This is a genomic window from Streptomyces sp. NPDC050422 (assembly GCF_044458665.1).
In the GTDB taxonomy this organism is placed as follows: domain Bacteria; phylum Actinomycetota; class Actinomycetes; order Streptomycetales; family Streptomycetaceae; genus Streptomyces.
The window spans coordinates 227410-248238 of record NZ_JBITIE010000013.1; the positions used below are offsets into that span (position 1 = coordinate 227410).

Annotated in this window: 17 protein-coding genes; 10 read left to right on the forward strand and 7 right to left on the reverse strand. The window is 71.0% G+C overall.

Features of this window, described 5'->3' with window-relative positions; translation table 11 throughout:
• Positions 1–5 precede the first annotated feature (5 nt).
• The 4 genes from ACIBJG_RS22325 to ACIBJG_RS22340 all read left to right on the forward strand — a co-directional run bounded on the left by ACIBJG_RS22325 (position 6) and on the right by ACIBJG_RS22340 (position 2179).
• Entirely contained in the window at positions 6–440 is a 435-nt protein-coding gene (locus ACIBJG_RS22325; protein WP_306084018.1) for a roadblock/LC7 domain-containing protein, read from the forward strand.
• 2 nt (positions 441–442) lie between these two features.
• A complete protein-coding gene (locus tag ACIBJG_RS22330; protein WP_148017001.1) occupies positions 443–814 on the forward strand; it encodes a DUF742 domain-containing protein in 372 nt (123 codons plus the stop codon).
• A gap of 208 nt (positions 815–1022) precedes the next feature.
• A complete protein-coding gene (locus ACIBJG_RS22335; RefSeq protein ID WP_399309761.1) occupies positions 1023–1592 on the forward strand; it encodes a GTP-binding protein in 570 nt (189 codons plus the stop codon).
• The gene (locus ACIBJG_RS22340; protein ID WP_399309717.1) at positions 1589–2179 is read left to right on the forward strand and encodes a GAF domain-containing protein; all 591 of its coding nucleotides are present in this window, start codon (positions 1589–1591) and stop codon (positions 2177–2179) included. The genes ACIBJG_RS22335 and ACIBJG_RS22340 overlap by 4 nt, the downstream gene beginning before the upstream one ends.
• 23 nt (positions 2180–2202) lie before the next feature.
• On the opposite strand, the gene ACIBJG_RS22345 is transcribed toward ACIBJG_RS22340, so the two are convergent.
• The 5 genes from ACIBJG_RS22345 to ACIBJG_RS22365 form a co-directional block, all read right to left on the reverse strand.
• Positions 2203–4140 carry a DUF2264 domain-containing protein gene (locus ACIBJG_RS22345; protein WP_399309718.1) on the reverse strand — a complete coding sequence of 646 codons (1938 nt, stop codon included), beginning with the start codon at positions 4138–4140 and terminating at the stop codon, positions 2203–2205.
• Positions 4141–4173: 33 nt separating this feature from the next.
• Positions 4174–6573 carry a polysaccharide lyase 8 family protein gene (locus tag ACIBJG_RS22350; protein ID WP_399309720.1) on the reverse strand — a complete coding sequence of 800 codons (2400 nt, stop codon included), beginning with the start codon at positions 6571–6573 and terminating at the stop codon, positions 4174–4176.
• A gap of 22 nt (positions 6574–6595) precedes the next feature.
• The gene (locus ACIBJG_RS22355; protein WP_399309722.1) at positions 6596–7960 is read right to left on the reverse strand and encodes a M60 family metallopeptidase; all 1365 of its coding nucleotides are present in this window, start codon (positions 7958–7960) and stop codon (positions 6596–6598) included.
• A gap of 205 nt (positions 7961–8165) precedes the next feature.
• Positions 8166–9260 (reverse strand): LacI family DNA-binding transcriptional regulator, encoded by a 1095-nt coding sequence (locus tag ACIBJG_RS22360; RefSeq protein WP_399309724.1) that lies wholly within the window; start codon positions 9258–9260, stop codon positions 8166–8168.
• A gap of 62 nt (positions 9261–9322) precedes the next feature.
• Entirely contained in the window at positions 9323–10309 is a 987-nt protein-coding gene (locus ACIBJG_RS22365; RefSeq protein ID WP_399309726.1) for a hydroxyacid dehydrogenase, read from the reverse strand.
• A gap of 340 nt (positions 10310–10649) precedes the next feature.
• On the opposite strand from ACIBJG_RS22365, the gene ACIBJG_RS22370 reads away from it, so the two are divergent.
• The 5 genes from ACIBJG_RS22370 to ACIBJG_RS22390 all read left to right on the forward strand — a co-directional run bounded on the left by ACIBJG_RS22370 (position 10650) and on the right by ACIBJG_RS22390 (position 18008).
• Entirely contained in the window at positions 10650–11675 is a 1026-nt protein-coding gene (locus tag ACIBJG_RS22370) for an ABC transporter permease (protein WP_399309728.1), read from the forward strand.
• An 82-nt stretch (positions 11676–11757) separates the two neighbouring features.
• The gene (locus tag ACIBJG_RS22375) at positions 11758–12618 is read left to right on the forward strand and encodes a carbohydrate ABC transporter permease (RefSeq protein WP_399309763.1); all 861 of its coding nucleotides are present in this window, start codon (positions 11758–11760) and stop codon (positions 12616–12618) included.
• Positions 12619–12676: 58 nt separating this feature from the next.
• Entirely contained in the window at positions 12677–14350 is a 1674-nt protein-coding gene (locus tag ACIBJG_RS22380; protein WP_399309730.1) for a hypothetical protein, read from the forward strand.
• Positions 14347–15813: a M1 family metallopeptidase gene (locus ACIBJG_RS22385; protein WP_399309732.1), complete on the forward strand. Its 1467-nt coding sequence runs from the start codon at positions 14347–14349 to the stop codon at positions 15811–15813. The genes ACIBJG_RS22380 and ACIBJG_RS22385 overlap by 4 nt, the downstream gene beginning before the upstream one ends.
• Positions 15810–18008: a right-handed parallel beta-helix repeat-containing protein gene (locus ACIBJG_RS22390; RefSeq protein WP_399309734.1), complete on the forward strand. Its 2199-nt coding sequence runs from the start codon at positions 15810–15812 to the stop codon at positions 18006–18008. The genes ACIBJG_RS22385 and ACIBJG_RS22390 overlap by 4 nt, the downstream gene beginning before the upstream one ends.
• A gap of 72 nt (positions 18009–18080) precedes the next feature.
• On the opposite strand, the gene ACIBJG_RS22395 is transcribed toward ACIBJG_RS22390, so the two are convergent.
• The gene (locus ACIBJG_RS22395; RefSeq protein ID WP_399309736.1) at positions 18081–18806 is read right to left on the reverse strand and encodes a TetR/AcrR family transcriptional regulator; all 726 of its coding nucleotides are present in this window, start codon (positions 18804–18806) and stop codon (positions 18081–18083) included.
• Positions 18807–18949: 143 nt separating this feature from the next.
• Between ACIBJG_RS22395 and ACIBJG_RS22400 the strand changes: the two genes are divergently transcribed.
• Positions 18950–19897 (forward strand): NAD-dependent epimerase/dehydratase family protein, encoded by a 948-nt coding sequence (locus ACIBJG_RS22400; RefSeq protein ID WP_399309738.1) that lies wholly within the window; start codon positions 18950–18952, stop codon positions 19895–19897.
• Positions 19898–19923: 26 nt separating this feature from the next.
• On the opposite strand, the gene ACIBJG_RS22405 is transcribed toward ACIBJG_RS22400, so the two are convergent.
• A complete protein-coding gene (locus ACIBJG_RS22405; RefSeq protein WP_399309740.1) occupies positions 19924–20826 on the reverse strand; it encodes a transketolase family protein in 903 nt (300 codons plus the stop codon).
• Between the last annotated feature and the right edge of the window lie 3 nt (positions 20827–20829).

Below are 20829 nucleotides of genomic sequence, written 5' to 3' on the forward strand. Positions count from 1 at the left end.
GCACCATGGCGACCGATATGCCGTCCGGTCAGGTCTCGGACCTCGACTGGCTGCTGAGCGGGCTGGTACAGCGCGTGCCGTACACGCGCAGCGCGGTCCTGCTCTCCGCCGACGGGCTGGTGAAATCCCTCCACGGCATGGACGCCGACAGCGCCGACCACATGGCCGCGCTGGCCGCCGGCCTGTACTCGCTCGGCCGCAGTGCAGGGGCCCGGTTCGGGGACAACGGAGAGGTCCGCCAGGTGGTGGTGGAGCTCGACTCGACGCTCCTCTTCGTCGCCACCGCCGGTTCCGGCACCTGTCTGGCCGTGCTGGCCGGGCGGAACGCCGACGCCGCCGTGCTCGGCTACGAGATGACGATGCTGGTCAAGAGCGTCCGGCCCTATCTGATGACGCCGACGAGACAAGCGGCCGGGGTGCCGGGCGCCGCGGGGCTGTGACCGTGCCGGCCACGCAGGACGGGCCGTTGCTCGACGATGCGGCAGGCCGCCTCATCCGCCCCTACACGGTGAGCAACGGCCGTACCCGTCCCACGACCGTGCTCGACCTGCTCTCCCTCGTGATGGCCACCGGGACCGTCCCGCAGACGCACCTCGGCCCCGAGCACTCCGTGGCACTCGGGCTGTGCGGCGGCCCCACCTCGGTGGCCGAGATCGCCGCGCATCTGCGGCTGCCCGCGGTCGTCACCAAGGTCCTGCTCTCGGACCTGGTCGACTGCGGCGCGGTCACCGCGCACCCGCCCGCCTTCCATGACATGCCCACCGACCGATCCCTGCTGGAGGCAGTGCTCGATGGCTTACGACGACAGCTCTGACGGCTTCGACGGCTCCGCCCCGTACGCGGGCAACGGGGGCCCCGGACACGTCGGCTACGCGGACGCCCCGGGTGGCGGGTACGCGGACCCGCCGGGCCACATCGGTTACGGGGGCGACACCGGCACGTCCGGGTACGGGGAGGACCCCGGCACGTCCGGTTACGAGGAAGCCCCCGGTAGCCCCGAGGGCTTTCCCGTCGCGCTCAAGGTGCTGGTGGCGGGCGGTTTCGGCGTCGGAAAGACGACGTTCGTCGGCGCGGTCAGCGAGATCGCGCCCCTGAGCACGGAGGAGCTGCTCACCCAGGTCAGCGAGGCGACGGACAGCCTCGAAGGCATCGAGTCCAAGACCTCCACCACCGTGGCGATGGACTTCGGCCGCATCACGCTGGACGAGCAGCACGTGCTGTACCTGTTCGGCACGCCCGGACAGGAGCGCTTCTGGTTCATGTGGGACGAACTCTCCCAGGGCGCGCTCGGAGCGGTCGTGATCGCCGACACCCGGAGACTGGAGGAGTGCTTCGCCGCTGTCGACTTCTTCGAACGGCGGGGGATCGGATTCATCGTCGCGGTCAACGAGTTCGACGGCGCGTTCCGCTACGGCCCCGAGGAGGTGCGAGCGGCCCTGGACCTCGCCCCGGTGGTACCGGTCGTCCTCTGTGACGCACGCATCGCGAGTTCGGGCACCGGTGCGCTCGTCACCCTCGTCCAGCACCTCATCAACGCCACCGACGAACCCGCACCGCTGACCGGCCACGGAAGCTACGGAGCCCATCCGTGACGACCCCGCACGCCCTCGGCCGACTGCTGCTGACGCCCGTCGACAGCGACGCCCAGGTCCGGACCCAGCGGCTGCGCAGTCTCGGTCTGGGAGAGCGGGCCGACGCCTCGTTCGACAACTTCGACGCCTTCGCCGACAGGGTGGCCGAAGTGACCGACGTGCCGTTCTCGATGGTCAACTTCATTGACGGGAACCGCCAGTTCCATGCCGGGCTGCACACCCCGGCGGGTACCTGGAAAGGCTCGGATCTGGGGGCGGCGGCGGCAGGCAGCGGCCGCAGGGGCCGCTATGTGGCCCTCGACCACGGCTTCTGCCCGCACGTCGTCGTCCGGCGCAAGGCGCTGGTCCTGGAGGACGTGTGCGACTACCCGCGCTTCGCGGGGAATCCGGTCGTCGACGACATAGGCATCCGCTCCTACCTCGGGGCGCCGCTCATCGACCGCACGGGCATCGCCCTCGGGGCCGTCTGCGCCGTCGACGTCGTGCCCCGCCCGTGGGGACGGGCAGGGCTCGACACGATCAAGTCCCTGGCGCAGGAGCTCGTCGGACACATCCACCAGCGGGAGGAGAACATCCTCGGAATCTGAGCGCCGGACAACGCCTGGGGCCGTCAGGCCTCGACCGTACGGCCGTCCAGGAAGGTGAGCACCACCGCGTCACCGTCCACCCGCACCCGCACGGCCGTGCGCAGCGCCTCGGGGTGGATGCTGTCGCGGGACAGCACGACGAGCGAGACATGGACGCTACGGCCGCCCGCACGCGGTGCGCTGCGCAGATACGGCACCGCCGAGTGCGGGCCGTACGCATTGGACTCGACGTCGCGCGCCACGGCGGCGCCGTCCGCGCCCCCGTCCCATCCGTACAGCGCGACCAGCGCGCTGCTCAGCCCGTCGGGCGTGCGCGCGAGCGCCCAGTCGGGCCCCGACGACGCGAACGGGCTCTGCGCGTGCGCCACCGCGTGGCCACCCTCCCGGACCACCGCGCCCTCGGGCGCCTCGACCCGGTGCACCCGGATCTCCCACGGGCCGTGCAGCACACTCGTCGTCTCGATGCGGTACGGGTGCTCGTCGCCGGGCAGCCGCGCCGCCGACCAGGAGGCGGCGACGCGGTCCTCGCAGCGCAGCGGATGGATCCGGCGGCGACGGGACGGGGTGCCGTCCGGGGCGAGCAGGGCCAGATGGTTGTCGACATCGCGAGCCAGGGCGTGCGGGGCGGACTCGGGAGCGGTCGCCGTCGAGTACGCGAGCTTCGCGTAGTGCGGATCGTCCTCACCCGCCCCCCGGTCCGGATCCGCGCCGGTTTCGAGGGCGGGGAGGTCCGGTGCAGGCGGATTGTGGTCGCTGCCGTGGTTGACGAGGCGCACGATGCCGTCGTGCCGGGTGCCGTGCAGCAGCCAGCCGGGGGCGGGCAGCGCGGTGTACGTGTCGGACTCCTCGACGGGCAAAGGGAGTTCACGCGCCGTCCACACCTCGTGGTCCGGTGGAAGCAGCAGACCGAGGAAGCCCTTGCTCGCCCAGTACGGGGAAGCGGGCCCGGAGTACGGCTGGGTGGACGGCAGGAACGTGTCGTACCAGCCGAGCGTCAGCAGTCCCCGCTCGTCCGGCACCCCGCGCTCCACGAAATGCCGGAGGGTGCCCGAGGCGAGGCGGCGGGTCAGTCCGGGGGCGAGCGGCGTGCAGTCGGCCAGTGCGCCCATCCACACGGGAGCGAGCGCGGCGAACCGGTAGGTGAGGGAGCGGCCCTGGTGGACCGGTGCGCCGTCGGCACCGAAGAAGTGCGGGTAGTCCTCCAGGAACCGGCTCAGGCGCTGCCGGTAGGCCGCGGCCCGGCCGCCGTCGCCGCCCGGGCCGGCGATCCGTGCCCACAGCAGCGGGTACAGATGCATGGCCCAGCCGATGTAGTAGTCGAAGTTGCGGCCGTCCCCGTCGGTGTACCAGCCGTCACCGACGTACCAGTCCTCGATCCTGGCCAGTCCCTCCTCGATGTCCGAGGCGCTGTACGGGGCTCCCACCGAGGCGAGGAACTGTTCGGACACCACCTGGAAGAGCCGCCAGTTGTTGTCCCAGGTGCGGCCGCCGACGAACCCGGAGAACCAGTCGACGACCCGCTCCTGGACCTTCGCGTCCAGCCGGTCCCAGATCCAGGGCCGGGTCTCGTGCAACGCGACGGCGACCGACGCCGCCTCCACCATCTGCTGCGAGCAGTCCGTCAGCCGCGGCCACGCCTCACCGCTCGCGGGGTCCGTGCCGGCCGCGAGTCCGGCCGCGTACCGCTCGGTCAGCGCGGGGTCGACCGCCCCGCCCGCGCCCGCGATCCGGAAGGCGGCGAGCAGGAACGAGCGGGCGAACCCCTCCAGCCCGTCGGACACGACCCCGGACCAGCTGCCGCGCCCCGGCAGCCGGTACTGGGCGAACCCAGGGGTCGCGTACGGCGTCAGCGCGTCCAGCATCCGGTCGGCCGTCGCCTCCCAGTGGGCCCGGGTCCAGCCGGTACGTGACGACAGGACCCGGTCGGTCGACGGCAGATGCAGATGTGGGGCGACGGCCATGGTGGTGCTGCTCCTCGGGGACGGCGGGGGTGGTTACCGGTTGAGTTCGGCGTGATGCGTATGGCCTCGGGAGCCACCGACGGCGACGGTGAGGACGGGCCGGGCCCCCGGGGTGAGGGTCACGGTGTCGTCGGCCGCTGCCACCGACCTGATACGGAAGGGGAGTTCGACCGTGACCACGGTCTGGGTCCGGCCCGGGTCGGTGACCGCGACGGACACGTGTGCGCCCCGCCGCCGTACCAGGACGGTCGCCGGACCGGACGCGGTGATCCCGGCGGCCGAACCGGCGCCCCAGAAGTGCACCGCGATCAGCCCGTTCCTGCGGTCCTCCACGGCCTGCGCGACGGCGTCGTTGGCGACGATCCGTACCGGCTGCGAGCGTGACCACACCGCGGTGGCCGCCGCCGACGCGCCGGGCAGCAGCACATAGGCGTAGGCGGCGTCGGTGGGGGAGATGCCGTGATCCATCCACAGCGTGGCGTAGCGGCGGGTCACCGGATCGGTGCTTCCCCCGGTGTCCGCCCCGGTGTTGATCGCCCGCCAGGTGCCGGTGCGCTCCTCGCGCAGGACGCGCAGCGCGGTGGAGCCGGGGAAGACGTAGCCGCCGGTGCCTTCGAGATGGGCCCAGCCGGCCCGGGACACGGTGCCGCTCGGGCCCTGCTCCACTCCGTCCACCAGCAGCCGGTTCCCGCCCTGCGCACCCAGGTTGCGGTTCTCCACGACCGTCTCGACCGTCCGGCCGTCGCTCGCCGTGATGCCCGCTCCGAGCGCGACCACCGCGTTGTCGAGCAGGAACCACGCCTTCCTGGCCCGCAGGCTGCTGCCCTGGGCGCCCCTCACCTCCATCGCCGCGGCCGTGTGTCTGCCGTCGAGCACCGCACCGCCGGCGACGACGTTGGCCGGCTGGTAGGTCGACGTCCCGCCGCCCGTGCCGAGATCGGCGCGTTCGCGTGTGTCGACCGTGGTGCCGGGGAGGCGGTACGGGTCGACGGTCGGCCAGAAGCCGTCGTTGAACTGCCCGGGGTCCTCGCCGTCGTACAGGTACGTCATGCCGTCGCCGGTGTACCAGCCGTGCAGGTTCTCGCCGTTGCCCGCCTCGTACGCGGAGATGCGCTTGGACGAGAGCGACAGGGCGTACGCCCAGCCGGGGCGGCGGTGCACCACGCGGTCCATGTCGGCGAAGACGAAGCTGCCCGTCGTGCGGGCCTCGGCGGGGACCGTCGCGTCGCCCAGCACGGCTTTGGCCAGGGCGAGTTGGGGGAGTGTGGCCAGGGTGGCGAACGGTGTGGTGCGGTTGCGGGTCAGCCAGCCCTTGGCCAGGGCCCGCCACCGGTCCGCCCGGTCTGCCGGCGCCCCCGAGGCCAGGAGCAGGATCGCCGCCACGGCCGCCGCGCCGTCCCGGTGGTCGCCCGCGCGCTCCCGGGACACCGCCCGCCCGCGTACCGCGTCCATCATCAGCCCGTCGAAGACCACCGGGGCGAAGCTCCGCTCCACGGCGTCGTACATCACCGAGACCTTCGGGTCGGCGACCGCCCACGGGGAGCCGGCGAGGAGCGAGAGCAGGTAGGCGGCGCCGCCGAGCAGCACGGTGCCGTACGAACCGGTGTACGCGACCACGCCGTGCTGGACGAACGAGCCGTCCTCGTAGAACCCGTCACCCGAACTCGTTTGACGGAACAGGCTGTTGCGTCCCCCGTCGCGTACGTCGGAGAGTGCGTCGCGGGCGGACGCCACCTTGGCGGGGTCCTTGCCGAGCAGCCCGCGCAGCGCGACGATCACGGCCTTGTCGGTGCGGTTGGCACCGGTCTCGGACAGGGTGGGGGAGTTGGTGCGGCGGTCCGCGTCCGGGCAGAAGCGGTCGACGACGCTCAGGTAGTCGGTGAGGTCGCCGGCCGGGAGGCGGCCGCGCAACAGGACGCAGGAGTCCATCAGCGCACGCGGTGCACCGATCTCCCAGAACCACCAGTTGCCGCTCTCCCGGGCCGCCGGATGGTAGGCGGTGTCGTAGGTGAACCGCAGTGCGGAGGCGAGGGCGTCGGCCGCCTCCGCACTGCCCGACAGCGAGGTGCCGGGGGTGGCCCACGCGGTCGCGAGCGTCCGCAGCCGCGTATAGCTCTGGCCGAAGTTCCCCGGAGCGGTGAGGGGGGCCAGATCGGCCCACAGCGCGGTGCGGCCCGCGCCGCGGTCCAGCGTGTTCCAGAGTCCCTGCGCTGTGCTGTCCAGGGCGGCGACACCGGCGGCGAAGTCGGGGTCCGATGTGTCGAACTCGCCTCCGGTCAGGAGGGTTTCGGCCCGGACCAGCAACCCTTCGAACTCCTCGTCCGCGCTCCGCGCCGCTCGTCCCGGCTCCGAGGCCCGCGCCGTGCCTGCGGTGAGGACGCCGGATACGGTGACGCCGCCCGCCGCCAGGATCGTCCTTCTGCTCAGCTGCATGGTGACTCCTTCTCCTGCTCGGTCAGTCGCTGAGGGTGCTCGGGTCGACGGGCGGCTGCGGCAGGTTGAGGGCCGCCAGTTCGGCCTTGCCGACTGAGTCGATCGGGAACGCCCAGGTGTTCACGAAGAAGTCGGTGAGGTCGTATCCCGCGATGCGGCTGGAGTAAGTGGCCAGCGCGCGGTACCTCTTGGCGTTCTCCGTGTAGTCCGACTGCGGGTTCTCCTCGCGCACCAGCTTGTGCAGCCGGGGCCAGAAGTCCTCCCCGTAGGCGAGCTCCAGCTGGCGCAGCGGGACGAGCTTCTCGTACGCGCCGAAGGACTTCTCGTACGTCAGCCCGTCCGTGCCGAACTTCGCCCGCGAGGTCTGGAACACGGTGAGTCCGGTCGCCGGGTCGACGGTGAGCAGATTGGACGGCTGCTTGAGCGTGCGCTGGGCGGCCAGCGAGTAGATGTTGACGGTGACCTCGGTCAGGCCGCCCGGCTTGTACGCCGTCTGCTGGTGCAGGTGGCCGAGTTCGTGGTACAGACCCCAGCCGCGGGTGCGCAGCCCCTCCACCGTGGTGGCCCGGTCGAGATAGGCCCTCGGGAAGCCGTTGTAGCCGTGTGTGGCGTAGGCCCCGACCCCCGCGGGCACCTTGCTGACCTCGGTGAAGTGGTACGGCCCCGCCTTGCGCCGGTGTACCGGCTTCGAGCCGTCCAGTCCGCTGATCCGGGCGTGCGAGTCGATGATCGTCTCGACCAGCCGGAGCAGTGCGGCATGGTCCTGGTCGCGGTACAGCAGCGCGCCCTCGCGGGTCAGCGTCATGATGGTGTTCGGGGCGTGGAGCTCCACCCAGGGCGAGGTGGTCAGGGTGTCGAGTTGCTGCTGGTACGCGGCTTCCGTGGTGCTGCCCAGGGTGAAGACCGGCATGGCCACGGTGCCGGAACGGAACAGCACGCCCGCCCGCTCGCCGCGCCCGGTGAGTGTCAGATAGACGGGGCCGCCGTGCGGGTCGGTCACGGTGTTGGCGCCCGCCGTGAGCGGGTAGCTGCGCGGCTCGATGATCTCGCCGTAGTAGTCCCAGGCACCGATCCAGAGCGTGGGTACCAGGTCGTCGTACGGCTGGACGGTGAGCGAGAGCGGGGCTCCGGCGGGGGCGTACAGGCCGGTGGGCTGGAACTCCGAGCCGCGCAGGGCCTGGGCCAGCCGCAGCCGCTCGGCCTCGGCGGCCGGGCGGGCGGTGACGGTCAGCGAGACCGGGCGGATGCCGGGGCGGGCGGTGGCCGCCTGCGCGGAAGCGGCACCGGCGCCGGCGCCGAGTGCGACCACGGCCCCCGCACCGGCGGCGAGGACGGCGCGGCGGCCGACCGAGGGGGAAACCTGGCTGGAGGAGCTGAACTTACGCATGCGGAACTCTCCCTGCAGAAACGAATGAGGGGCGGAAGCGTGCGGAACGGGGTGGGGCGTGCCGTCAGGATGTAAGCGGTTGCTGTCGAGCCGCAAGGGGAGTCGCGAAGTTACTGTGATTTTCTATGGCCAACTGCGGACAGGCGGGAAGTAACCGGTCACATCCGAGTGGTGCTGCCGACCCGGGGTCGCGGGTAGCAACCGGTCACATACGGCCGGGCCTGCCGGCCCGGGGCGCGACGGAATCGCGTACCACGATGTGGGTGCCGAGCCGCAGCGCACCCGTCGTCGGCTCGCGCCAGTCGTCCTCGTCCCCGCCCGAGACGGCGAGCCGCACGGCCTGGCGGCCCATCTCCTCCAGCGGTACATGGACGGTGGTCAGCCGGGGGCGCAGCTCCTGGGCGACGGGGATGTCGTCGTACCCCACCAGCGAGATGTCCTTGGGTACCCGCACCCCGGCCTCCTCCAGCGCCTGGGCGGCGCCTGCCGCGACCACGTCGTTGGCCGCGAAGACGGCGGTGAACTCCGGCCCGTCCCGCAGCAGTTCGGCCATTCGTCGGTAGCCGAAGTTACGACTGAAGGCGCCGGGCTGGGACAGGTCGGGGTCGATGGCGATCCCGCGCAGCTCCAGGGCGCGCCGGTGGCCGGCCAGCCGGTCGCGAGTGGTGGAGAGCTTGGGGGGGCCGCCGAGGTAGAGGATCCGCTCGTGGCCCTGCATCAGCAGGTGGTCGGTGATGGCGAAGGCGCCGCCCTCGTTGTCGTACTCGACCGCCGCGGTGGGCGCGGCCTCGCCGAGCGGCGGCCGTCCGCACAGCACCAGCTTGGACCCGCCCGCGTCCAGCTCCCGGGCCCGGCGGGCCAGCTCCGAGGTGTACCCGCGGTCGGCGATCGACCCGCCGACCACCACCACCGCGTCCGCCCTGCGCTCGTGCATCAGGTCGATGAAGGCCAGCTCACGCTGGGGGTCGCCCTGGGTGCAGCAGACCAGGCAGAGCCGCCCGCCGAGGGCCGCCTCGCGCTCCACACCGCGTGCGATGTAGGCGTAGAAGGGGTCGATGACCTCGTTGACGATGATGCCGACGGTGCGGTTGGAGACACCGGCCAGAGCGCGGGCGTGCGCGTTGACCACGTAGCCGAGCTCGCGCATGGCCGACTCGACCCGCTCCCGGGTGGCCTCCGCGACGGGGTAGTTGCGGTTCAGGACGCGGGAGACGGTGGCCGTCGAGACGCTTGCAAGCCTCGCGACGTCGGTGACCGTGGCCCGCCGCTGTCCGTCCGCGGCCGTGCTCTGCCGACGCATCCGGCTCTCCCCCTGTTGGCTGTTGTGTGACGCCGAGCCTAGAGCCTGTCGGGGGACGGTGTTCATGCGATCCTCCCCAGGTCGGCCCGGTGTACCGGATGGGTGAAGGGCTCACCTCGTGCGTACCGCGCCAGCTCGTCCACGGCGAGCGCTCCGAGCCGGCCCACCTCGTTGCCCTGGGCGCCCGCGAGATGCGGGGTGAGGAAGACGTTGGGCAGGTCCCACAACGGGTGACCGGCGGGCAGGGGCTCGGGGGCCGTGACGTCGAGCACCGCGTCGAGTCGCCCGCTGACCAGGTGCCCTGTCAGCGCCTCGGTGTCCACCAGGGTGCCGCGCGCCGTGTTGACGAACAGGGTGCCGGGGCGCATCAGGCCGATCCGGCGCGCGTCGATGATCCCCCGCGTCTCGGGGGTGTCCGGGGCGTGGACGCTCACCACGTCGCTGGTCGCCACGAGGGTGTCCAGGTCCGTGCGGGTCACCCCGAGGAGCTCCGCTTCGGCATTGCTCACGTACGGGTCGTACAGCAGCACCTCCGCGTCCAGGACCCGCAGCAGCTCGATCACCCGGCGGCCGATCCGGGACGCGCCCACGACCCCGACGGTCAGCCCGTGCGTGCCGAGCCAGTGCTGCCGGTCGAGGTCGGCCCCGGTGCGGTGGGTGCGGCGGGCGCGGTAGAGCCCCGCCAGCGGGAACACCCGCTTCGCACCCATGATGATCGCCGCCAGGGTGAACTCCGCCACCGGAACGGCGTTGGCCGCGGCGGCCGAGGAGACGACGATCCCGCGGTCGAAGGCGGCCGGGGACAGAAACGTTTTCACCGTGCCGGCCGCATGGATCACGGCCCGCAGCCGCGGTGTCCGGTCCAGCAGCCCGGCGTCCACCTTCGGGCACCCCCAGCCGGTGAGCAGTACCTCTGCGGCGGCCAGTGCCCGCGCGGCGGCGGGGGAGTCGAACTCGCTGATCAGGGAGGGTTCGAGGAGTTCGGCGGTCTCCTCGAGACGGGCCCGGACCGGGGGTGGGAAGACGTCGTCCAGCAGCCCGGGGCTCATGACCAGGACCGTGCGCGGGCGCCTCTCGGGAGGGGCCGCAGCGCCGGTGCCGGATCGAGCCGGCGCCTCTTCAGTGGTTCGCACCCTGCCTCCGGACAGTAATCGCGTTCTATGGAATGACCGGCACGCTAAGGAGCTTTGTGGGCGACCGTCAAGCTCTCCCGCTACCCAACTGCCCCATTTGCGTTGGTATCTAGGGCTTCCGGGGGCCGGATTTCCTCGCGAGAGCATCGCGTAACAAAGACGTTCGTCCACATCTCTTGACGCTTGGGTTAACCGCTTACTAACTTGCGGCCGCAGAAGGCTTCACCACGCGTCACCCAGCCGAACAGGACGCACCATGGCTGACACAGCACCCCCGCTACCGCGGGAAAAGCGGCGGAAGCGGCGAATGCGGGTTGCAGAACCCGCCCCGCCGACCGACCGGACCGCCGCCGTCGCCCCACGCCGGCTGACGCTCGGGCAGCGGATCAAGCGCGACCGGGTGATGCTGCTGCTCACCCTTCCCGGTCTGCTCTACTTCGTCGTCTTCCACTACGTCCCACTCCTCGGGTACGTGGTGGCGTTCCAGGACTACCAGCCGTACCTCGGATACATGCACAGCGTCTGGGTGGGCTTCGCCAACTTCTCGGCGGCGTTCGCCGAACCGGCCTTCTGGAGCGCGACGTTCAACACGCTGGAGATCGCCCTCGTCCAGCTGGTGTTCTTCTTCCCGGTGCCGATCGCGCTGGCCCTGCTCCTCAACAGCATCGCCAGCGACCGCATCAGGCGCTTCGTGCAGAGCGTCGTCTACCTGCCGCACTTCATCGGCTGGGTCATCATCGTCTCGATCTTCCAGCAGATCCTGGGCGGTGCGGGCATGCTGCCCGACGTCCTGGGCGGCATGGGGCTGCCGCGCTACGACATGATGAGCGACCCCGACGCCTTCCCCTGGCTGCTGACGCTCCAAGTGGCCTGGAAGGACGCCGGCTGGGGCACGATCATCATCCTCGCCGCGCTGCTCAACATCGACCGGCAGCAGTACGAGGCCGCCGCGATCGACGGAGCCGGACCCAGGCGCCGCCTGTGGCACGTGACGCTGCCGGGCATCGCCCCCGTACTCATCCTGCTGCTGATCCTCAACCTCGGGCAGATCCTCTCCGTCGGCTTCGAGCAGATCCTGCTCCAGCGCGACGCGGTCGGCCCGGACGCCGGTGAAGTCCTCGACACCTACGTCTACTACCACGGCATCAAGGACAACGACTGGGGCGTCGCCGCCGCCGTCGGACTCGTCAAGGCGGTCATCGGCACCGCACTCGTGCTGGGCGCGAACAAGTTCGCCCACCGGCTCGGCCACGAAGGGGTGTACCGCGGTGCTGACCGCTGAGAAGACACGCGCCAGGTCCCGGAGCATCGCACCGGCGCCCGGCCCCGCCCCCGTACGCAAGTCCGACGGCCGGCCCCCGTGGATGGAGCGCCCGACCCGCCTGGGCCAGACCGCCAAGGCGGTGGCCGTCGTGGTCGTCGTCCTGGCCGTCGCCTACCCGCTGATCGGTGTCATCGGCACGAGCTTCGCCTCGCAGACCGACATCATCAAGAGCTCCGGCCTCGTCCTGTGGCCGGACCACCCCACCCTGGACGCCTACCGCACGATCTTCACCGGGGGCGTCGTCACCCGGGCGCTGCTCGTCTCCGTCGGCATCACCGTGTTCGGCACCCTCGCCAGCCTGCTCGTCACCGTCGGCATGGCGTACGGTCTCTCCCGCCGCGAGGTCACCGGCTCCCGCTTCATCCTGATGACCGCCCTGTTCACCATGCTGTTCAACGCGGGCATCATCCCGAACTTCCTGCTGGTCAAGGGACTCGGCCTGTACGACACCTACGCGGCGCTCGTCATGCCGACCCTGGTCAGCGCCTTCAACCTGGTCGTCCTGCGCTCCTTCTTCATGAACCTCCCGGAGGAGCTGTACGACGCGGCGAAGGTCGACGGCGCCGGTGACTTCCGCATCCTGGTGCGGATCGTCCTGCCGCTGTCCAAGGCCGTCCTCGCCGTGATCAGCCTGTTCTACGCGGTGACGTACTGGAACGCCTTCTTCAACTCGCTCCTGTACCTCAACGACACCGACAAATGGCCGCTGCCCATGGTGCTGCGCACCTACGTCCTCCAGGGCCAGAGCCTGAACGCCGCCTCCGCCGGCGAGGTGCTCGCCCCGCAGCAGGCAGTCCAGATGGCGGTCCTCGTGATCGCCGTCGTCCCGATCCTCTGTGTCTATCCGTTCCTCCAGCGCTACTTCACCAAGGGCGTGCTCACGGGCGCTGTCAAGGGCTGAGCGCAGCGCAGCCACCCCCCGCTCCTTCCTCCGCTCTCCCACCTCCAAGGAGATTCAGGTGTCGAGCTCCACCCCCATCAATCGCAGAGCACTGTTCCGCATGGGTGCGGGCGTCGGTCTGGGACTGGCTGCCGCCCCGCTGCTCGCCGCCTGCGGCGACGGCGGTACGACCGCGAAGGCGGAGGCCAAGAGCGCCTCGCTGCTCCCGGACACCGCGGTCCGCAACATCGGCCTCAAGCCCGACCTGGCGGGCACGGCCGCCGGTGTCCCGCAGGGCTTCTTCAGCTATCCGGTCAAGCCGCTGAGGGCCACGAAGGGCACGCCGCTCAAGGGCGCGAAGCCGATCAGCGCGACGATGGAGACCTTCTCCCCGCCGCCGCCCTCGCGGGGCAAGAACACCGCCTGGCAGGAGATCGAGAAGCTCCTCGGCGGACAGGTCGACATCACGGCCGTACCGGCCGACGACTACGGCACCAAGTTCTCCACCATGGTGGCGAGCGACAGCCTTCCCGACCTCTTCATGTACCCGGAGAGCGGAGGCGTCGACAACAAGTCCGGGTTCCTGCAGGCCAAGTGCGCCGACCTGACCCCGTATCTCGCGGGAGGCAAGGTCAAGGACTACCCGAACCTGGCCGCGATCCCGAAGGCCGCCTGGCAAGGCGCGATCTTCGGCGGGAAGCTGTACGGCATCCCGATCGCCAGGACCGGCACCGGCGGGGCAGGCGTCTACCGCCACGACCTGTTCGAAGAGGTCGGCGTCACGAGCCTCGACCAGATCACCGACCTCGACCGGTTCGTCGAGGTCTGCAAGGAACTCACCCGGCCCAAGAAGGATCAGTACGCGATCATCGCGGGCGCCACCAGCATGCTCGCCATGTCCGCGGGCGCGCCGAGTTTCTGGCGACTCGACGAGAAGACCGGCAAGTTCACCGCTGACCTGGAGACCCCGGAGTACCGCAAGGCGGTGGAGACGGCCCGGCTGCTGTACAAGGCCGGCTGTTACTACCCGGGGACTCTTCAGATGTCCGGGGCGCAGAAGGCCCAGTACACGGACATGTTCAAGAACGGCAAGGGCGCCTACGTCTACGACGGGATGCCCACCTATCTCGCGCCCGGGGTCGGTTACGTCGCTGCGATGAAGGCGATCGACAAGAAGTACGACCCGCGCCCGTTCGTACCGGTCGGCAAGGACGCCGTGGCGTGGATGGACAATGTCGCGCTGCAGAACACCCACGTCAGCCAGGCGTCCGCCGGCCGCATCAAGGAGATCCTGGCGTTCGCTGATTTCGCCGCCTCGCCGTTCGGCAGCCTGGAGTACACCCTCATCAACTACGGAGTCGAGGGGAAGGACTTCACCCGTGATGCCGAGGGCAATCCGGCGCTCACCAAGCAGGGAACCCAGGATGTCACCGTGCCCTGGAAGTTCGCGGCGTCCGCGGTCCCCGCGATCTTCAGCGCCGACTCCGAGCAGGGCGTGCGGCACGTGCACGACACGTTCACCAAGATGATCCCGATGATGGTGCCGGACCCGACGCTTCAGTACTCCTCGCCCACCTGGGACTCCAAGGGCTCCGGCAGCCTCGGCACGCTGAAGGGCGACGCCCTCAAGGACATCATCGCCGGCCGCAAGCCCCTGTCGGCCTACGACCAGCTTGTCAAGGACTACCTGGCCAAGGGTGGCGAGCAGGCCCGCGGCGAGTTCGAGGAAGCCTTCCAGAAGGGCAAGAAGTGACGACACGACGCTCGGTCCTCGCACTCGGCGGGGCGGCGGTCGTCGCGACCGTCGCGGTCCCCGCCCTCGGCTCGTCCGCCTTCGCGCAGCCGCACGGGTTCGACCCGCGGCCCGGCGCGGACGGCGTCGGCGACCCGCTCTTCCCTACGCTCGGCAACGGCGGCTACCAGGTCGTCCACTACGACCTGACCTTCGACTTCACCCCGGTGACGTACGACTTCACCGCGACCGTGAAGATCAACGCCAAGGCCACCCAGGACCTCTCCGCCTTCAACCTCGACACCGACGGCCACACCATCGACGCCGTCACCGTCGCCGGCCGCCCCGCCACCTGGGCGCTCACGCCCGGCAAGAGCGGCCAGGAACTGACCGTCACCCCCGCCCGCCCGCTTCACGACGGGCAGGCGTTCACCACCGAGATCCACTACCGGGGCAACGGCAAGGCGTCCCGACTCGGCCTCACCGGCTGGAAGTTCGGGACCGACGGCGGCTTCGCCTCGGCCGCCCAGTCCTCGCGCGCCGACACCTTCCTGCCCTGCAACGACACCCCGTCCGACAAGGCGACGTGGACCTTCCACATCAGCGCCCCCGAGGGCTTCGTCGCCACCGCCAACGGCGAACTCACCCACAAGACCCCCCGCGCCGACGGCTCCACCGTCTGGCACTTCGCCCTCCGCGAGCGCATGGCCACCGAACTCATCGGGATCGCCGTGGTCAAGGGCACCTACCTGTACGGCAGCAGCCACCGCGGTCTGCCGCTGCGGCACATCGTTCCGCAGGGCCAGGAGGACAAGTACGGCCCGATCGTGGCCCGTACCCCCGACCATCTCGCCTGGCTGGAGGCGAAGTTCGGGCGCTACCCGTTCTCCGTCTACGGACTCCACGTCTACGACGGCTACACCGACGCCCTGGAGAACCAGACCCTCTCCCTCTTCTCCACCAACTGGTTCAAACTCAACGCCAACGGACAGCCCGGCTACGAGACCACCATGGTCCACGAGCTCGTCCACCAGTGGTTCGGCGACTCCGTCACCCCGAACGACTGGCAGCAGGCCTGGCTCAACGAAGGCCCCGCGGTGTACTACGCCGGCCTGTACGGCGAGGAGCGCGGCTGGTCCGTCTTCGCCGACAAGATGAAGTCGACGTACGAGAAGCTCGACGCGGTCCGCGCCGCCGACGGCCCTCCCGGACTGCCCAAGGCGCTCGGCGGCACGAACATCTACGACGGCGGCGCACTCGTCCTGTACGCCCTGAGCCTGCAGATCGGCCGGCCGTCCTTCGACAAGGTGATGCGCGAGTGGGTGAAGCGCTTCAAGGACTCCACCTACACCAGCGAGGACTTCATCCGGCACGCCGTCGACGTCACCGGCGACAGGTCCGTCGATCCGTTCCTGCGCGACTGGCTCTTCGGAGCCGTCAACCCTCCCATGCCCGGCCACCCCGACTGGAAGGCTTCTGCGTGAACCGCCCCATGAACGTCGTCAGACGAACCGCCGCCACCGCCACCGCGGTCTTCATGGCCGCACTCCTCGCCGCCCCTACCGCCCAGGCCGCACCCGGCGCCCGCACCCTGTACGCGGCCCCGGACGGCCACGGCACCTCCTGCACCGTCGCCCGCCCCTGCACCCCGCAAGCGGCCCGCGACCTGGCCCGCACGGTGACAGGACGCGAGGTCCGCGTACTCCTCAAGGACGGTACGTACCGGCTCGACGCACCCCTGAAGCTCGGCGCCGCCGACTCCGGCGTCTCCTGGGCCGCGGCTCCCGGCGCCCATCCCGTCCTGTCCGGCGGGCAGGACATCACGGGCTGGCGGCAGAACACCGACGGCACCTGGAGCGCCGACGTCCCCGCCGGCGTCACCCCGCGCCAGCTCTTCGTCGACGGCAACCGCGCAACCCGCGCCCGCGGGGAGGCCTGCGCGGCCGCCACCTGCGACGCGACCAAAACCGGCATGACGGGCGCCACCGCCACCGGAATCGACCAGTGGCAGCGCCCCACGGACGCCGAGGCCGTCATCCGGGTCCGCTGGCGCAACTACCACTGCCGGATCGCGGGCGTCAGCGGCGACCTCATGACCTTCGCCCAGCCCTGCTGGACCAACTCGGCGAGCGGCACGGACCGCACCGGACCGTCCTGGGACTCCACCACCGTCGACTCGGGCCGCTACAGCGGTGTCGCCTTCTTCGAGAACGCTCCCGAACTGCTCGACCAGCCGGGTGAGTTCGTCTGGAACTCGACGGACCGCACGGTCACCTACCTGCCGCGCAAGGGCGAGAACATGCGCCACGCGCAGGCCGTCACTCCGCACACCGAACAGCTGCTCGTCGTCGACGGTGCCCACGACGTCACCGTCAGCGGGATCGGCTTCGCGTACGCGGCGTACCGCCAGCCCGACACCGACGAGGGCTACGCGGGCATGCAGGCCGGTCTCACCCTGACCGGAGCCACCGGCCCCGTCGACCACGCGGGCCGCTTCTACACCAAGCCGACCGCCGCGGTCACCGTCCGCGGCGGCCGGGGGGTGAGTATCGACAACACCCGGTTCACCCATCTCGGCGGGGCCGGTGCGGTCCTGGAAGCCGGCACGAAGGACAGCTCCGTGACCCGCTCCTCCTTCACCGACCTGTCCTCGGGCGCGGTGTACGTCGGCGACACCGAGCCGATGCCCGGGGCCGAACTCACCGGAGAGCGCAACACCGTCGCGTACAACACCATCAGCCGCACCGGCGTCGAGTACACCGACGCGGTGGGCATCTGGGCCGGTTACGAGGCCGAGCTGACCGTCGACCACAACAGCCTGGACCACCTCCCGTACTCCGGGATCTCCGTCGGCTGGGGCTGGAACCAGACCGAGGCGCAGAAGTCCGTGCTGCGCGACAACAAGGTGACGAACAACCGCATCACCCACGTCATGGAGGTGGCGCAGCAGCAGCACGACGGCGGCGCCATCTACACCCAGGGCTCGCAGCCCGGCACCGTCCTGAGCGGCAACTACATCAACCGCTCCGCCTACGGCAACACCGAGCGCGACGGCAACGGCATCTATCTCGACGAGCAGTCCTCGCACATCACCGTCGAGAAGAACGTCATCACCCGCATCGGCTACAAGTGGGTCTCCAACTGGGCGGGTTACGGCATCGAGAACACCGCGCGGAACAACTGGACCGACACCGCCGCACCCGCGCTCGGCGGCCGTGGCTCCGTCATGACGGACAACCTCACCGGCCTTGACCGGCTGCCCGCCGAAGCGCTCGCAGTCGCCGCCGGGGCGGGTGCCCGTGGCGGCCCGGTCGAGCAGCTGCGCACCGACCTCGCGCGCACCGGCACGGCCACCCAGTCCTCCACCGAGGAAACGGCGACGGCGGAACTCGCGCTGGACGCCGACACCAACACGGACACCCGCACGCTCTCCGAAGCGGGCGCCTGGTGGCAGGTGGACCTCGGCAGCGTCCGGCACATCCGTCAGGTGGAGGTCTGGAACAACTCCGGCTCCGCCACGGGCGACTTCGACATCGTGACGGACGACGGCACCGTCCACGTCAGCGGCAAGGCGCTCCGCCCCACCGTGATCGACCTGGACAGCCGGACCCGCATGGTGAAGATCGTGACCACCGGCACGGGCCGCGTCGCCCTCTCGCAGGTCCTCATCCACTCCTGACACCCGCACCGCACTCGGACGCCGGACCGGCCCTTCAGGCCCGTCCGGCGTCCGGCGTTGCGCCGGAGGAGCTCACGCCAGCGCGAACGCGTCCGCGAGCATGTCGGTCTGCGCGACGAGCAGGGCCCCGCCCTCGTGGCCCATCCCCGCGAACTGACCCGCGGCCTCCAGGCCCACAGCACCGTGCAACTGCGCCCACGCGAGCAACGCGCCGGCCAGCGCCCGGGCCGAGGCCGCCGGGTCGCCGGCGGCTTCGACGGCGTACTCGGCGACCCAGTCACCCACGGCGGTGTCGGCCGTCAGCCAGGCGTCCATCTGCGCCACCACCGGAGCCACCCCCGCGCCCGGGACTCCGCCCGCGAACACCGGCAGGAACGGTCCGAGCACGGCACGGGCGCGCTCCAGCGTGTCGGCGGGAGCCACGTACCCCGGCACCGGCGAGCCCTGGATCAGCAGATACCGGTGCGGTTCGCCGATCGCCCAGACCCGATAGGCGGCCGCCAGCGCGTGCAGTCGCGCACGCGGGCCGTGAGCGGCGGCCCCGGAGCCGGCCGCTGCCACACCGATCGCCGTCGCGGCATCGTCGTAGGCGTCCCTGATCAGGGCGTTCAGCAGATCGTCGCGGCCCGCGAAATAGCGGTAGAGCGCCGGGCCCGACAGGCCCATGTCCTTCGCGATCCGGGTGAGCGCGAGCGCGGCCACGCCTCCGTCGGCGAGCTGTCGCAGCGCCGCCTCCTTGATCTCCGCCCGGGTCTGCTCCCGGTACCGGGCCCGTGGACCCTGCTGCGACTCGGTCATTCCCGGCCCCTTTCGCTAGGCAAGCTCACTTCAGTTATGGAGTCTAACAGTCAGGGTTGCGATGACTCGTAGCGAGAGTTACTGTCTCTAACAAAAGTGAGGGGCGGTAGCGCTTCTCCGGTACGCAACTCAGGGAGCACTCCATGACCGCAACGCATGACCTCCACGTGGTTCTCGGCGCCGGCCCCGCCGGCACCGCGCTCGCCGCCGAACTGGCCCGGCGCAACCACCCCGTGCGGCTCGTCGACCGCCGGGGCGAGGGGGCCGCCCCGGCGGGCGCCGACCGGTTCGCCGCCGATGTGTCGACCGCCGAGGGGGCCCGCGCGGCCGTCGAGGGGGCGGCCGTCGTGTACCACTGCGTAAACGTCGGCTATCACCTCCAGGTCGAGGCGATGCCGCGCATCCAGCGGGCCGTACTGGCTGCCGCCGAAGCGGTGGGCGCTCGCTTCGTCGTCCTCGACACGCTCTATCCGTACGGTGAGACCCACGGTGCGGTGATGACCGAGGACACCCCGTGGAACGCGACCACCCGGAAGGGCAGGATGCGTGCGGAGCTGGACGCCCGCTACCTCGCCGCCCACGCCGACGGCCGGCTGCCCGTCGTGCTGGGCCGGTCGGCCGACTTCGTCGGGCCGGGGGTCCTGAGCTCCACCCTGGGCGGGGCGGTCTTCCCGGCCGCGCTGACCGGGGGAGAGGTCCCGGCGTTCGGCGACATAGACCTGCCGCACAGCTACACGTACATCGGTGATGTCGCCGTCGGCCTCGCGACCCTGGGCGAGAACCCGGACGGCGACGGCCGTGTCTGGCACCTGCCCACGGCCCCCGCACTCACCACCCGGCAGATCCTGGCCATGGTGGAGGAGCGCGTCGGGCGCCCCCTGGATCTGACCGTCGTGGCGCAGCCGCGCCCGTTCGGTCCGTTCGACGAGGTGTTCATGGCGGAGTACGCCGAGATGTTCTACCAGCACACGGAGGCCCAGATCGTCGACTCCGCGGCCATCGAGAAGGCGTACGGGCTGACGCCCAACCCGCTCGCGGCCACGGTCGACGAGACACTCGCATGGTACGCCGAACTCCTCGCCGCGCACTGACCGTTGTTGCGCGCGACGCGGTCGCCTCACCCGCCCAGGAAGCCGCCGATCCGGACCCGCAGACCGTGCGGGTCCAGACCGTGCGCCGCGAGGTGCTCGTCCATCTGCCCGTACCGCCGCAACTCCTCGCGGGCCACACCGAGCCCCAGGATCCGGTGGGGGAGGGCGCTGAGCGCGTCGTTGGCGGCACCCGTCGAGGTGCCCGCCAGGTACGGCTCGACGATCACCACATCGGCGGTGGCCCGGGCACCGACGGCCCGGCGCAGTCCGTCGCCGTCGAACGGCCGCACGGTGGTCGCGTACAACACGGTCACGTCGAGCCCCTCCGTCGCGGTGAGGACGTTGTCGAGCATCGGCCCGACGGCGATCACCACCCCGCCCGTTCCCTCGCGCACGGTGGTGAACCCGCCCGCCCCGCCGACGGGGCGCGCCCGGTCGTTGGACTGCAGCGACAGGCGTACGTAGACCCTGCCGTCCCCGGCGGCGGCCTCCCGCAGGAGCGTCTCGGCCTCGTCGGGATGGCCCGGCACGTGAATCGTCCAGCCGTCCAGGGTGTCCATGAGGGCTACGTCCCCCGGCGCCATGTGCGTGAACCCGCCGGCCGGCCAGTCGTACGAGGCCCCGGCGCTCACCAGCACCCCGCCGACCCCCTGGTGGCCGAAGTCCAGCTTCACCTGCTCGAACGGCCGCTCCACCAGGAAGCTCGCGAACGTGTGCACGATGGGGCGCATCCCGGTGAGGGCCATCCCGGCCCCGGCCCCGACGAGCAGCTGCTCGCGGATGCCGACGTTCACGACCCGGTCGGGATGGTCACGCTCCGCCCGGCCGAATCCGTCGCGGCTGATCTCGGCGAGGACGAGCGCCAGGCGGGGATCCTCGTCGAGCAGGTCGGTGGTGGTGGCGATGAAGCGGTCACGCATCGTGTCCATGGG